13 protein-coding genes are annotated in these 14,013 nt (G+C 59.5%); 2 read left to right on the forward strand and 11 right to left on the reverse strand.

Annotated elements, in window-relative coordinates:
- Positions 1 to 123 precede the first annotated feature (123 nt).
- Positions 124 to 1,272 (reverse strand): HDOD domain-containing protein, encoded by a 1,149-nt coding sequence (locus ABQ137_RS19890; RefSeq protein ID WP_024940091.1) that lies wholly within the window; start codon positions 1,270 to 1,272, stop codon positions 124 to 126.
- 113 nt (positions 1,273 to 1,385) lie between these two features.
- Positions 1,386 to 1,922, reverse strand: a complete 537-nt coding sequence (ppa, locus tag ABQ137_RS19895; protein WP_005990841.1) for an inorganic diphosphatase — start codon at positions 1,920 to 1,922, stop codon at positions 1,386 to 1,388.
- A gap of 198 nt (positions 1,923 to 2,120) precedes the next feature.
- Here ppa and ABQ137_RS19900 point away from each other — a divergent pair, with 198 nt between their 5' ends.
- On the forward strand, positions 2,121 to 2,603 hold the full coding sequence (locus ABQ137_RS19900; RefSeq protein WP_024940090.1) for a hypothetical protein: 483 nt from the start codon (positions 2,121 to 2,123) through the stop codon (positions 2,601 to 2,603).
- Positions 2,604 to 2,876: 273 nt separating this feature from the next.
- Here the strand turns inward: ABQ137_RS19900 and ABQ137_RS19905 are convergent, their stop codons facing one another.
- Positions 2,877 to 4,904 (reverse strand): sodium-translocating pyrophosphatase, encoded by a 2,028-nt coding sequence (locus tag ABQ137_RS19905; RefSeq protein ID WP_166770341.1) that lies wholly within the window; start codon positions 4,902 to 4,904, stop codon positions 2,877 to 2,879.
- 249 nt (positions 4,905 to 5,153) lie between these two features.
- Here ABQ137_RS19905 and ABQ137_RS19910 point away from each other — a divergent pair, with 249 nt between their 5' ends.
- Positions 5,154 to 5,678 (forward strand): hypothetical protein, encoded by a 525-nt coding sequence (locus ABQ137_RS19910; protein ID WP_054593075.1) that lies wholly within the window; start codon positions 5,154 to 5,156, stop codon positions 5,676 to 5,678.
- A gap of 317 nt (positions 5,679 to 5,995) precedes the next feature.
- On the opposite strand, the gene ABQ137_RS19915 is transcribed toward ABQ137_RS19910, so the two are convergent.
- From ABQ137_RS19915 to ABQ137_RS19950, 8 genes are all read right to left on the reverse strand, one after another.
- Positions 5,996 to 6,415 (reverse strand): hypothetical protein, encoded by a 420-nt coding sequence (locus tag ABQ137_RS19915; protein ID WP_225874103.1) that lies wholly within the window; start codon positions 6,413 to 6,415, stop codon positions 5,996 to 5,998.
- A gap of 314 nt (positions 6,416 to 6,729) precedes the next feature.
- Entirely contained in the window at positions 6,730 to 7,257 is a 528-nt protein-coding gene (locus ABQ137_RS19920) for a DUF4189 domain-containing protein (protein WP_081008656.1), read from the reverse strand.
- A gap of 45 nt (positions 7,258 to 7,302) precedes the next feature.
- Positions 7,303 to 8,400, reverse strand: coding sequence for a TrbL/VirB6 family protein (locus ABQ137_RS19925; RefSeq protein ID WP_104568005.1), 1,098 nt, complete (start codon positions 8,398 to 8,400; stop codon positions 7,303 to 7,305).
- A gap of 83 nt (positions 8,401 to 8,483) precedes the next feature.
- Positions 8,484 to 9,833 (reverse strand): Tle-like phospholipase domain-containing protein, encoded by a 1,350-nt coding sequence (locus ABQ137_RS19930; RefSeq protein WP_349783421.1) that lies wholly within the window; start codon positions 9,831 to 9,833, stop codon positions 8,484 to 8,486.
- Positions 9,830 to 10,408, reverse strand: coding sequence for a hypothetical protein (locus ABQ137_RS19935; RefSeq protein WP_349783422.1), 579 nt, complete (start codon positions 10,406 to 10,408; stop codon positions 9,830 to 9,832). The genes ABQ137_RS19930 and ABQ137_RS19935 overlap by 4 nt, the downstream gene beginning before the upstream one ends.
- A 621-nt stretch (positions 10,409 to 11,029) precedes the next feature.
- Positions 11,030 to 11,557: a DUF4189 domain-containing protein gene (locus ABQ137_RS19940; protein ID WP_349783423.1), complete on the reverse strand. Its 528-nt coding sequence runs from the start codon at positions 11,555 to 11,557 to the stop codon at positions 11,030 to 11,032.
- A 30-nt stretch (positions 11,558 to 11,587) separates the two neighbouring features.
- Complete coding sequence (locus tag ABQ137_RS19945; RefSeq protein WP_349777933.1) at positions 11,588 to 12,718, reverse strand: TrbL/VirB6 family protein; 1,131 nt, start codon at positions 12,716 to 12,718, stop codon at positions 11,588 to 11,590.
- 50 nt (positions 12,719 to 12,768) lie between these two features.
- Entirely contained in the window at positions 12,769 to 13,524 is a 756-nt protein-coding gene (locus ABQ137_RS19950) for a hypothetical protein (RefSeq protein WP_184608570.1), read from the reverse strand.
- Between the last annotated feature and the right edge of the window lie 489 nt (positions 13,525 to 14,013).

A 14,013-nucleotide genomic window follows, 5' to 3' on the forward strand; every position in this document is an offset into this window, starting at 1 on the left:
GCCGCCGATCGGAAAGGAGGTGCCGGCTGCACTTCAGCGGCTGCGTTTCAGTGCGGCCTTGTTGCAGTGATGCGGCAAAAAAAAACGCGGCTTTCGCCGCGTTTTTTTTCATTCACAGGCAGCTCAAGCCTCGGCAAGCCCCAGCAAGGTATCGGCCTGTTCGCGCCAGGTTGGCAGGCGGGCGAGCACGCCGACCTTGGACAGGTACTCTTCGTCCACGGTTTCGCCGCTGGCCAATGCGGTCGCCACATGCACCGCGCCGGTCACCCAGAAACTGCGCAGGCTGGAGCGCTGCGGGTGGCGATGGAAGGCCACCGCTTCGATGATCGGCATCGGCAGGCCCCACAGGCCGAGCAGGTAAGCACCGGCTTCGGTATGGCCCAGGCGGTCGTCGCCGCCTTCCAGCGGCGGTTCGCGCTCGTCGCGCACGCCGGGCAGCAACAAGCCGATATCGGCCAGCAGCGCGGCGGTGGAGCCCAGTTCTGCGCTGGTCGGCGGCAACACCTTGGCGGCCAGTCGCGAGGAGAGCAGGGCGCGGCGCTGCATCGCATTGCGCTCGGCCGGGGTCAGCGTCTGCACCGAGAACACTTCGCTGGCCAGGACCAGGTCGCGCAGCGTGGCCACGCCCAGGCGGGTCACTGCCGTGCGCAGATCGGTGATGCTGCGGCCGCCGGAGAAGAATGCGGAATTGCACAGCTGCAGCACCTTGGCGGCAATCGCCGGATCGCCGGCGATCAGCTTGGCGATATCGGCCGCGTCGGCGCCATCGTCTTCTTCCAGTGCATGCATCAGGCTCAGATACAGATGCGGCGGCGACGGCAGTTTTTCGATCCGGCCGATGGCGGCGCGCAAGCGCGGATTGCCGAGCAGATCGCGCAGTTCTTCCAGGCTGGTGATGGCTTCGAGCAGGACTTCCGGGGCCAGCGGCACCGGCAGAAAGCGGTGCGCCACGCCAATGATGCGAGCCGGCGGGGTGCGCTGACCATCCTGGGCATCGATCAGGGCGATGCGGATGGTGTCCGGGCGCAGCGTACGGATCTGCCCCAGCAACGTGGCGGACGTGAGATCGGGCAGGACGGGGGCGACGATGACCGCGTCGAACGGCGATAACGCGGCCGCCTCGATCGCCGAATTGCCGTCGGCCACCTGCTGCACCTGCCACTGATCACCCAGATCGGCGACATAGTCGCTCAATTCGGACGGAAGACTGGCTTCGTCCCCAACAAACAGAATACGCAAGACACTTCCCCAAGAGTCACCGGTGACAGACACCGGCCAAACGCTGTCGGCAATGTACCCAATCTGCCGCCGGCGGTCACCGGGATCACGCCGGAAGCGTGATCCCGATCGCCCCGCGGTTGCGGGGCTGCGTCACGGTCGTTGGATCAGGGTGCGTCGGAATTATAGCGTTCCACCGACTCCACCAGGATGCGCTTGGCCTCGGCCGCGCCGCCCCAGCCATCCAGCTTGACCCACTTGCCCTTCTCCAAGTCCTTGTAATGCTCGAAGAAATGGCCGATGCGCTCCATCCAGTGGCTGGACACCTGGTTGATGTCCTCGATATGCGCGTAGCCGGAGAAGATCTTCTCGATCGGCACTGCCAGGATCTTTTCGTCGCTGCCGGCCTCATCGCTCATGCGCAATACGCCCACCGGACGGCAACGCACCACCGAGCCAGGCACCAGTGGCAGCGGCAGCACCACCAGCACGTCGGCCGGGTCGCCGTCGCCGCACAGGGTGTTGGGCACATAGCCGTAATTGCAGGGGTAACGCATCGGGGTGGATAGGATGCGGTCGACGAAGATCGCGCCACTGGCCTTGTCCACCTCGTACTTGACCGGCTCCGAATCCTTCGGAATTTCGATGACGACGTTGATTTCTTCCGGCAGATTCTTGCCGGAGGTGACCAGTTCAAGACCCATGCGCGTAACTCCCGAGGCGTCATCTAGTGTGTGGAGCGCGATTCTACGCGTTCGGCTGTTGCGGTGCAGCGACACTGAATGGGCAATGTTCTGACCGCCGTGTGCGGCATAGCCCGCATTCATCCCGGGAAGCTCCCCGATCGTCGCGGCCCGCGGCGCGGCGCACGCTGCAGACTCATCCACTGCTCGGGAATTGCCATGTTCAAGCCTGTGCGTTTGCTCGTTGTGCTGCTGCTCTCCGGTGCCTGCCAGCTCGCCTCTGCGGCGACGCCGGCGCCGACCTTCGTCGATGCGGTGGACTGGCCCGCCAATGGCGAAGGCTGGGAAGCCTTTGTCGATCTGGAGCAGCGGCTGGAGCAGGATTTCGACAACATCTGCGGCGACACCTTTTGCGGCGGCGAGTTCAGCGACTACCAGCCGCTGCGCTTGCGTTGCTCGGTGCACCGGGTCAGCGGGGTGGTGCGCAGCTGCATCTGGACCTTCGGGGCCAGCGAGGTCAGCGTCGACCCCGGCAGCGGGTACCTGCGCTCGGACAGTCGGGTCTGGCGCTGCACGGCGCCGCTGAAGGCAGGGACGCGTCTGGACGAGATGTACCGCACCCTGGCGGTGAACAATCCGCTGTTCGAGCCACTGCCCGGTGGGGCGCCACCGATCTATGACGGCTTGATCGGTTGCCTCTGAGGAACGCTTGCACCGCAAGCCGTGGCGCGGTGTGTTGCCCGGTGCAGCGATTGCATGCGGGCGCCGGACCTGCCCGGCGTCGGCACGTGCGAGCCGATGCGGCACGCGGGATCATTACCGCAGGCCTGTCGCGTGTCAGTAGCAGGCCGGCGCGCGGCGCACACCGGCGCACGGCCCCGGGGTACGGCGCCTGGGCCCCGGAACGTGAGTCGGCACGTTCCGGGGCCGGCTTCCATCAGCTTCGATCGGCCTGTGGCTTGCGAAAGGTCGGTCTCAAAGCAGCGGCACCAGCAGCAGGGCCACGATGTTGATGATCTTGATCAGCGGATTGATCGCCGGTCCGGCGGTGTCCTTGTACGGGTCGCCCACCGTGTCGCCGGTGATGGCGGCCTTGTGCGCCTCGCTGCCCTTGCCGCCGAAATGGCCGTCTTCGATGTACTTCTTGGCGTTGTCCCAGGCCCCGCCGCCGGTGGTCATCGAAATCGCCACGAACAGACCGGTCACGATCGTGCCGATCAACAGGCCGCCCAGGGCACGCGGGCCGAGCAGCAGCCCGACCACCACCGGCACCACCACCGGCAGCAGCGAAGGCAGGATCATTTCGCGGATCGCCGAGCGGGTCAGCATGTCGACTGCGCGGTCGTATTGGGGCTTGGCGGTGCCGGCCATGATCCCGGGAATCTCGCGGAACTGGCGACGCACTTCTTCGACCACGGCGCCTGCCGCGCGCCCCACCGCTTCCATCGCCATTGCGCCGAACAGATACGGGATCAGGCCGCCGATCAACAAGCCGATGATCACGCTGTGGTCGGACAGGTCGAAGGCGAAGACCTCGCCAGGATTGGCCGCCTGCAGGTTGTGCGTGTAGTCGGCAAACAGCACCAGCGCGGCCAGTGCGGCCGAGCCGATCGCATAGCCCTTGGTGACCGCCTTGGTGGTGTTGCCCACCGCATCCAGTGGGTCGGTGATGTTGCGCACCTCCGGCGGCAGCTCGGCCATCTCGGCGATGCCGCCGGCGTTGTCGGTGATGGGCCCGTACGCATCCAGCGCCACGATCATGCCGGCCATCGACAGCATTGCCGTCGCTGCGGTTGCAATGCCGTACAAACCGCCAAAATGAAACGCGCCCCAGATTGCCGCGCACACCGCGATGACCGGCAGCGCGGTGGATTTCATCGAGACGCCCAGGCCGGCAATGATGTTGGTGCCGTGGCCGGTGGTGCTTGCGGCGGCTACGTGCTGCACCGGCTTGTACTGGGTGCCGGTGTAGTACTCGGTGATCCAGACGATCAGGCCGGTAAGCACCAGGCCGATCAATGCGCAGGCGTACAAGGCCGTGGCGCCATGCGTGTTGTCGCGCATCAGCGACTGGGTGATCGGCCAGTAGGCGAGTGCGGCCAAGACGCCGGAAACGACCACGCCTTTGTAGAGCGCGCCCATGATCGAGCCGCCCGCTTTGACCTTGACGAACGAGGCGCCCACGATCGACGCGATGATGGAGACGCCGCCCAGCACCAGCGGGTACAGCACCGCGTGCGGACCGGTTTCACTCAGCGTCAGGCTGCCGAGCAGCATCGTGGCGATCACGGTGACCGCATAGGTTTCAAACAGATCCGCCGCCATGCCGGCGCAGTCGCCAACGTTGTCGCCCACGTTGTCGGCGATCACCGCCGGGTTGCGCGGGTCGTCCTCGGGGATGCCCGCTTCCACCTTGCCGACCAGGTCTGCGCCCACATCCGCACCCTTGGTGAAAATGCCGCCACCCAGGCGCGCGAAGATCGAAATCAGCGACGAACCGAATGCCAGCCCCACCAGCGCGTGCAGGTTGCGCTCCAGCGGCAGGCCCATCGCCTGCAGCAGTGCGTAATAACCGGCCACCCCGAGCAATCCCAGCCCCACCACCAGCATGCCGGTGATGGCGCCACCACGGAACGCCACATCCATCGCACGGCCGATGCCATGGCGTGCGGCCTCGGCCGTGCGCACGTTGGCGCGTACCGACACGTTCATGCCGATGTAGCCGGCCAACCCGGATAGCACCGCACCGATCGCAAACCCGATGGCGGTGTACCAACTCAGAAACAGCCCGACCAGGACGAACAGCACGCCGCCGGCAATCGAAATGGTGAGGTATTGCCGGTTGAGATACGCGCGTGCACCTTCCTGGATCGCGGCGGCGATCTCCCGCATGCGTGCGTTGCCGCTCGGCTGCGCGATCACCCAGCGTGCCGATACACCGCCATAGACGATTGCCAGGACCGCACATCCCAGCGCAAGTGGTAACCCGTAGTGTTCCAGCATGACCCCTCCCAGAGAATGGATGTCGTCCGGTCGGGACGAACCAAGGGCGATGCACGCAGCGAGTGGGGTGGCGAATACGGACTCGACGGCCATGGAGGCCGCAATGCGCGTCGCGATGTTCGGGTGGCCGGATTGCGGGCGAGTATGCGCCGCGGCCTGCGCCGCTGCCACCACTGCGGCTTTGGCGCGTCGTTCAGTCGCGGCATGACAGCCTGCGGCCAACGTGATCGAGCCGATCCAGGAGTGACGATGTCCAACCATGCCGCGTCAACATATGCCGTGACCATCGCTGCAGTGCTGCTCAGCGCCCATGCGCTCGCTGCCGACCCGACGCCGGAGCTGAAACAGCGCCCGGCCGGCACCGCGCAAGCGGTCGGTGCCGTGCACACCCTGCGCCAGATTCCAGAAGCCTGTGCGCGCCTGGAAGGCGTATTCACCGGCAATGCTGCGCAGCCGTATACCTTGTCGGTGGTGCGCAGCAGTCCCACCTGCCAGCCACGCGCCCGCTTCGTGGATTTCGCCAAGGCCACGCCCAGCGTCGCATCGGGCTGGATCTACAACGACGTGATCCGCGTCCCCAGCGCAGCCTGCCCCGCGCAGCAGGCGGTAGTGCGCATCTGGCGCAAGCCGGTGGATGCCAAGCCGCAGCTCGATGGCCAAGGCCAGTCGCGCATCTATCTGGAAGATGCCAAGCAACAGGCTGCCGCCGGAAAGATCCCGCAAGTGCCGATGTTTGCTGCGCAGATGACGCTGGAAGGCAAGGCCTGTCAGTAAGAGCGGCGAGCAAGCCTGCTTAACAGTAGTCAGACGGAGGCGGCCGGGCTCGTGAGTTGCATATGCCACTTGCATAACTGAGTTGCCGCTCGTCATCTGTATCTAGGCAGATGCTTGCTACTTTTCTCAGCCGCTATAAGCTAGTAGATGTCGCTGACGACACGGTTGCGCACTCGCCAGACGGACGCTGCTGCTATTTGGTGAGGCATTTAGAAGAAGCTGAGTTTCCCGTTTTTTCAGAACCTATAACGTGCAGGAGAGGTTAATCGAATCATGTAGTCTGCCAGCGTTGCGTTTGATGCTGTAGCTGTGCAACATCACTGCAATGAGCTGTAAGCCGAACACCAGCCCGAACTCGGGGATTGCCTCAATGGAATGCATGCCGCAATCACCGCCAGTAGCAGTAGCAGCACGGTCATACCAGTCGGGTTGAAGATCGTCTGGTCAGCTATCGTAATTCTGCCGTCAGTTTGTCCTGGTTGCGCAACTTTTTTCCAGGCAATCGCTGAATGTGCAATCCACACTATCAGTAGTGCCGCAACGGAAAAATGCAGCACTGCACCGACAATGGTCACAGAATGTGCAAGCTTAAGCAGGGCAGTGAAGGCTGTACGGTATCCTAAGACAAGCAGACTGGCGGTGAGGGCGAGCCTCAAGACAGCGACGATCAGGAGATTGTGCGGGTTCTCGGCTGACCAATACCAATGTGCATCACGGGGGAAGATCGCTCTATCCACTGCATGACTCCTATGAGGTGCGACTCACCTACCTACGCAGCAACTAAGCGTTATGCGGCATGCCACGGCGGTACGCGATGAGGCAGATCCGTGCAAAGGGCTGTGCCGACGCTGCATTGGATCAGTATGAGTAGGCGGCAGTAAAGGTGCTAGTAGATGGATCGAGCAGCAGCCAAAAATCAATTGGTCTGCCATAGTTGCAGAAGATGGATGTGAGTTGTTTTAAAAGGGATCAGTTCGTAATGACCTCCGCAAACTTAGGCAGGGCTTGAAGGGAGGATTGGAGAAGGGGCAATAATGCTGTGATCCATCAATCAATAGGCTTTGAAGATTGGCTCTGAGCAGTTCTGATATATCACCTTGCATTCATTCACAGAGTTTTCCTTTACGCAGTCTGAAATGGCGGCTTTACTTGCAGCCTCTATCGAAGGGCCGGCAGAGTAACTGGTTAGTATATTTCCGATTTGTGTGGGAGATCCGGTCCGCGCAGGTTCAGAGATTGCTGCGCAGCGATTTTCGTAGGCGTAAACCACGCGGCAATTTGCTTTTCTTTGGCTTGTTTGTCTGCATTTGTCCAATGCAACTTTCTCGGCATCTGCTTTCTTGATTTTTCCGGTCGATACGCCGAAGTTATTATTATTGTCATTGGCGATTGCTCCCCAGGTTTTTATCCATTTCCCGCTGGGGCGGGGCTCCTGCTGGATTTCATTTCCTTGCGGAATAGGTGCGCAAGCTACAGCCCCTTGCCCTCCGATTTGATATTGCCCCACTGGACAGCCTTGCGCCCAGGCAGATATCGGGACAAGCAAGTTCAGAATTGCTAATAAGAGGGTGGTCCTCATGGCAGCGTTACCTATTATTAACAAATAAAATGAGTGGCGAATCGACTAAATACTCTGATCGCTACCTCGTGTCGCTTGTCCGCGTGAGCCTATCGGGGTTGATGCTTGAGTTGGAACCTCGCCTGTGATTCTCGCTGTCTGATTTGCAGAGTTTTCTCCCCTACTTATTTGCTGTTGATCGCCCCTCGCTATCTGCTGAAGCATATACGATCCAGCCGGCTGCCCCTGGGGTCCGGGGCTTGCTGCAGTCCCAAACGCCGAGTAGGCCATGAACGTGCCCATATTGCCCTGCCATAGGGCGGCGGCGATGGTGGGGACGGTGACGATGAGCAAGGTCATGATCAGGCCGATGCCGCCTTGTTGCAGGGCCTGGCTGGACAAGCCTTCGGCATCGCCGAATTTAATGAACTTGACCGCCCAGTAGGCCGCGGCCACCTTCGCGGTGAACTTGAGCACCATGGCCGTGACCACCGACAGCATGGCCATCGAGAACAAGGTACCAATGACGTAGAACAACCACTTCTTAAACAGGTCCTTAGTCTGGTCGAAGACCAGCGCCAGGATGAAGATGGGCCCGATGCCGATCAGGAAAGCCATGGTGAACTTGAACAGCAGTAGCATCGCCCCCGCGGCCATCGGTGGGCTGGCGGTACCGAAGCCCGCCAGCATCACGGCCCTGCCTTTTTTCTCCAGCATCTCAGGCTCGCTGGCATCCACCCTGACGGCATCCAGCGCCGCCAAGGCGATCTGGGTGTAGGCCAGGTTGTCATCGATGGCATCCTCGGCAGTGCTGCCGTCGTCACCGGTGAACAGACCGTGGATTTCCTTATCCAGGCTCTGGGTCATCGTCTGATGCAGCATGGCCCCGTTGGCCCCGACCACCGAGGCCACGCTAATGATGATGGCGACCTTGGCCGCCTTGATCATGGTGGCCATTGCACTCTCGCGCGATTGCCCGGTGGCGATGCGGTAGCCCAGAATCAGGATCCAGAGCGTGGTTACCGTCAGCGCGATCGTGCTGACCCACTTCATGGTTTCCTTCATCAAATCGAGGCCGAACTGCTGTATTTCCCGGTTGAAATAATCGCTGACCAGTTTGAAGAAAACGAAGTCGCCGAGGTTGGCGTCCGCCAGCGGCTGCAACCGGCTTGTCGCACGCGGCGCACACCGGGCTGCCGACAGTCGGCATTGGGGCAGTCATGGGTGCGACTCGCCCGATCATGGCCTTACATTACACGTGCAGGCGATTGCTGGGTCATTTCCGCCTGCGACCGCTGAGCGTCCAGTGCGCGAGAGTGCTGTTCGCTCTCTTGCAGCGGCGGCACGTCAGCCGACAGGTCCACCTTGGCGCGGAAGCCCGGCGTGTTGCCGATGATCCACGCATTGCCGTCTTGTACGGTCACACTGCGCAGCTGGTTAACGTCCACGATGCCAGCGCGTTTGGCCTCGACGGTGGCATGCATGGCTACGGCGTCGGGTGTGCCTTCCGGCAACTTGCTGTGGATGGAGCGGTACAACGGATCATTGGACACGGCCGCCGCGCCCGGATCTACGCAGCGCTCGGGGGTATTGCCCAGCGGCAGCTTCCAGCCTGGAGCCACATGCACCGGCTTGTCTTCGCGCTCCATGCGCTGTTGCGTTTCTTTCCAGCGCTCGGCCGCCATCTCAGCCGCGCCGGCACCGGGGGCGAGGGGGCCGCGCAGATGATTGATGCCATCTGCCACATTCATGGATTGCATGTGGCGTGATGCCAGGGTCAAGCCGTCCCGTAGCATGGCCACATCGTCGCGGTACTTGTCGATCATCGGCGCGTACTGCTGCGCCAGTTGCTGTGATTTGGTGTCCTCCAAGACCGAGCGATCCGGCTTGCCGTTGCCATCGACGGGGAGAAAGTTATGGATGCGGTGCGAGTCTCCAAGTGGTTTGGCGACAGCCGGATTGCGGTCATCGAACAGGCTACGGTCATTGGCGTAACCGGCCTTCTGCAAGGCCGCGACTTCTTGTGGCGTGGCGTAGATCCTGACCTGTCCATAGTGCTTGCTGGCAGCACTGACGGCGTCGCCCGCCATTACGTGGTTGATGACATCGGTGCCGCCTTCGGGAATGCGCCGGTCCAGGCTGACTGCGCCGTAGGCGTTGAAGGTCTCGCCCTTGAGGCCGAAGTGGTGGGCGGTGACTTGTGCCAAGTCGCCGCCGAGGGAGTGGCCGGTAACTGTCACCTGGGGAGGCTTACCGCCCTTGCCCAATTCGTGGGCATAGTCGAGCGCATAGCGGGTCAACTCAAGTGCCTCGGCAGCTTGCTTGTTGTAGCGTGCCGTAACCATGCCGCCATCGGTGTACAGGCCATCTTCTTTGAGCTGTCGCTCGGTTTCTGTTCCACGGTGAGAGACGATGATCTCTTTTGTATCGACTCGCTGATAGACGATGCCTTGATAGCCGGATGGGCTATTTACATATTTGAGTCGCTTATAAATATTCCCGCCAACGTTTACAGGGTCGCTGTTCTCTCCCGCCCCTTTCGGCTCGTCGTATACATCTCTCGAAAGCACAGCGTACTGCTGGCTAGTGAGGCTCATGGGTTCACCTTGGCAGTAGTCAGGGTGACCTTGAAAGTGTTTTCCCGCGCATCATCATTAAATTGATCAAGCCTGCCTTCGCCGCCGTCAGGAAAATCATCCATATCTGCTTGCGGGTAACGCTCTTTCCAAAAGTAGGTAATCTTGGGTGCTGAGCTATAAATCTCGTTTTTGAACAATGTAGGTTGGAATCGGGTTTCTTCTTTTTTTCCAGTGGCTCTCAATGAGATTCCAACTCCATTGAGTTCGAAGTTGCAAACGCCTTTGCCGTAATAGTCTCCATTGACCATGCCATCGGCATAGATGGTTGCCACATACGTCGTGTCACTGGTTTTGTCGAAATGGATGGGGATTGCATCCTCTTTTTGCTTTGTCGACATTCCCAGCGAACGATCAAAAGGTGTGCACGCATCGCGGTTGATCATTTCGTAAAACGCCGTGCCGGAGATCCATTCGAACGGCCCTGGCGCATCTTCAATCGTCATGGTGATGCGATACGCCTGCGCAGGATGCGGGTTCTTCTGGTAGACCGGATCGCTGGTCGTCGCGTCGGATTTTGAGGATGGGGCAGTCATGGGCTGGCATCCTGCAAGGAAAAAAGGAAAAAAGAAAATGAAGCAGCTGACAGTCTTGAATATCATAGCCTAGCTTCTGTTGTTGGCGTGCACTTAATAGTGAGGGGCACGGCGTAGGATGCGAAGCTTGCTCCCTAGCGATCCACTCTGCCGCCGCGATGCATCAGTTCGACAACCAAGACAACTGATAGCAAGTAGTTCAGTCAATAGGCAATCTATCATGGTACTAGCTGCTAAAAGACCCGCGATTCTTTAAACTGCATATTCCGGCTGTAGTAAATTCAAACTACTGCACGGTCCGCTTGTTGAACTCTGCGGGTTGCCATGGCGATGGGCGGTGGAGCAAGCGCGGGGAAACATGTCAACCGACGCCACGTTGAAGCGGTACGGGTTGAAAGCTTTAAAGGTATCGGTGGCTAGATCGATAGGGAGCTAGTCATCAGTCATCACCCAAGCGTGCAAAGTGAAGGGGTAGTTGTGTAGTAGGGGCCACTTCGTAGTGACCGTCTGCATTAGACTGAGCTGCTTACTGAGGAACAGAAGATCACATAAAAAACAGTAAAAAATTTACGATTTCAGTGGATGTCTTTGATTGAAGGCATGTCGTGATTTGCTGGCAAGTTAGTATTTTTTAAATATGGGCTTCGTACATTCTGTATAGATGGATCTGCATTTCGCGGCTGGGTTATTCTTTTTGCAGAAAGATAGTGCGTTAGTATTAGCCATTTCTTCAGTTGGAGCCCCCGCGTATGCCATGACGCCTGGAATGGCCTTTTCATCACGGTAAGGCTCTACAATTGCGGCGCATTGATTGTAATAGGTGAACTCAATTTTGCACTCTTGATTGCTTTGTTCTTTACACTTTAACAGAGCGGCATCTTGAGCACTTTTTTTCCCCCTTTCGCCTACTGAGACACCTAGATTATCGCCGCCGTCGCTTGCAATTGCCCCCCAGGTATTAATCCACTTTCCGATCGGTCTCGGTTGTTTCTGCACCGAATCTCCTTGAGGGATTGGCGCGCAGGCAGCGGCTCCCTGTCCGCCTATCGGGAATTGACCTGGCGGGCATCCTTGCTCCGCATTAGTCTCGGGAATTCCGAGTGTAGATAGCGCGATGCCAACCAAGATAAATCTGGCTAAATAACTCATTTAAAATTATCTCCTGACCACGTTGGGAACTTAACCTTGGTCACGGGTATTCTGCGCAGCAAGTCCTCTTGAGCCAACTGCAGCGGCTTCGGGCTGTTCCGACCGTGCTATAGACTTAGTTGCTGCTTGGATAGTGTTGCTCTGTCCGCCTTCAACTGATGTCTGATTGTTTTGTCTATGCTGCGGAATATACGACCCAGCCGGCTGCCCCTGGGGTCCGGGGCTTGCTGCAGTCCCAAACGCCGAGTAGGCCATAAACGTGCCCATATTGCCCTGCCATAGGGCGGCGGCGATGGTGGGGACGGTGACGATGAGCAAGGTCATGATCAGGCCGATGCCGCCTTGTTGCAGGGCCTGGCTGGACAAGCCTTCGGCATCGCCGAATTTAATGAACTTGACCGCCCAGTAGGCCGCGGCCACCTTCGCGGTGAACTTGAGCACCATGGCCGTGACCACCGACAGCATGGCCATCGAGAACAAGGTACCAATGACGTAGAACAACCACTTCTTAAACAGGTCCTTGGTCTGGTCGAAGACCAGCGCCAGGATGAAGATGGGCCCGATGCCGATCAGGAAAGCCATGGTGAACTTGAACAGCAGTAGCATCGCCCCAGCGGCCATCGGTGGGCTGGCGGTACCGAAGCCCGCCAGCATCACGGCCCTGCCTTTTTTCTCCAGCATCTCAGGCTCGCTGGCATCCACCCTGACGGCATCCAGCGCCGCCAAGGCGATCTGGGTGTAGGCCAGGTTGTCATCGATGGCATCCTCGGCAGTGCTGCCGTCGTCACCGGTGAACAGACCGTGGATTTCCTTATCCAGGCTCTGGGTCATCGTCTGATGCAGCATGGCCCCGTTGGCCCCGACCACCGAGGCCACGCTAATGATGATGGCGACCTTGGCCGCCTTGATCATGGTGGCCATTGCACTCTCGCGCGATTGCCCGGTGGCGATGCGGTAGCCCAGAATCAGGATCCAGAGCGTGGTTACCGTCAGCGCGATCGTGCTGACCCACTTCATGGTTTCCTTCATCAAATCGAGGCCGAACTGCTGTATTTCCCGGTTGAAATAATCGCTGACCAGTTTGAAGAAAACGAAGTCGCCGAGGTTGGCGTCCGCCAGCGGCTGCAACCAGTTCATCCCGCCCTGAAAAAAAACGTCCATTGCTGTCTGCCTATGTACCGTAATGAGGCTTTGGTTGCCTGCTAATTCATTTACTTGGACAGCGCAATCTTCAAAGCAGCTGCCTGGATGACCTGTCCGAGGATGTCGCCCTTGTCACCGTCCAGCGCCCGCTTGGCCAGCAGACTCTGGTCGTCCTTGAGGCCTGCGATGTAAATGTCATAGGCCTTCATCCTGGCTTCCCAGTGGCTGAGTTCCATCGCGTTGCGTGCCGCATAACGCTGAACTTCGTTGTCGTTCGCAGCGAGCGCACCCTGCTTGTCTCCCCCTCCATCGCGCTGGCGTTGCACACGTTCGAAGTCTCTGGAGCGTTCCACAAGGCGCTGGATCATCAAAATCGCCTCGTTGTACTGCGAGTTTTGTGCTACCACAATTTGCTTGCAAATCTCGTTTTGCGTTTTCTGCAAATCATTGCCAGTAAGCGAGCCCAATGAAATCGGCACCATTTTTTCAAAAATGCCCGCAACGCCGGAAGCTCCGGGACAGTAAGCGTCCAGCCCATGACTCAAATCGCGCAAGACGAAGTTGTTTTCCAGTTGGGGCTCATTGAACTGCAGGCGCTGCAATTTGATGAGCTGCTGCTGATAATGCTGCAGTTGCTGTTGATACTGCTTGATCGTCTCGGTCCATCGCTTGGCTTGTTCCGCATATTCCTTGAGGTCCTTTGCCATACCCGTAGGGTTGGTAACGACCACCTGCGCGTTGGCAGGCCCTGCACACAGCCCGATGCTGAGCAGCAGGCCGGCGGCAAGGCGGGAAATCGGATGGCGGAGGAAACATGCGGTCATGGCGAGTCTCGTCTATCTTTTCGGTATAGATTGGGTAGCGGGAACAGCGGCAGCGGGACAGAGGTGAAGGCGGCATACTTGGTCAGCAGACAGCGCTGGCTTTATAGATCATCGGCTCGTCGCGAATGAGTGAGGCTGCTTCCTCATACACAGCGCCCTGCGACAGGGACTGCCGCCTTGGGGCGCGCCTTGGGCGTTGGGGGAGGATTGCCTGCTGGGCCATGATCCTTATGCGCGATGAGGCAGGTTTGGCGCAAACTGTGGCACACACTTAACCAAAATTCTACTAACGAGGTCAGGCTGTACCTCTGGGGAGGGCGCCCAGGCGCGGCCTGGCTTGTTCTGCCCGTTTTTGTAGGGAAATCCCTACAGTCGATCGCGGCAATTGCCTGCGTGGCCCTTTCCTTTGCCAGCCCGGGTCAGTAGACAGCGGGCGCGGCACGGACTCAGCCGGATCGGACGGCAATTCCACACACGTCATTGGCTTCA

Source organism: Xanthomonas sp. WHRI 8393 (genome assembly GCF_040203315.1).
In the GTDB taxonomy this organism is placed as follows: Bacteria; Pseudomonadota; Gammaproteobacteria; order Xanthomonadales; family Xanthomonadaceae; genus Xanthomonas; species Xanthomonas arboricola.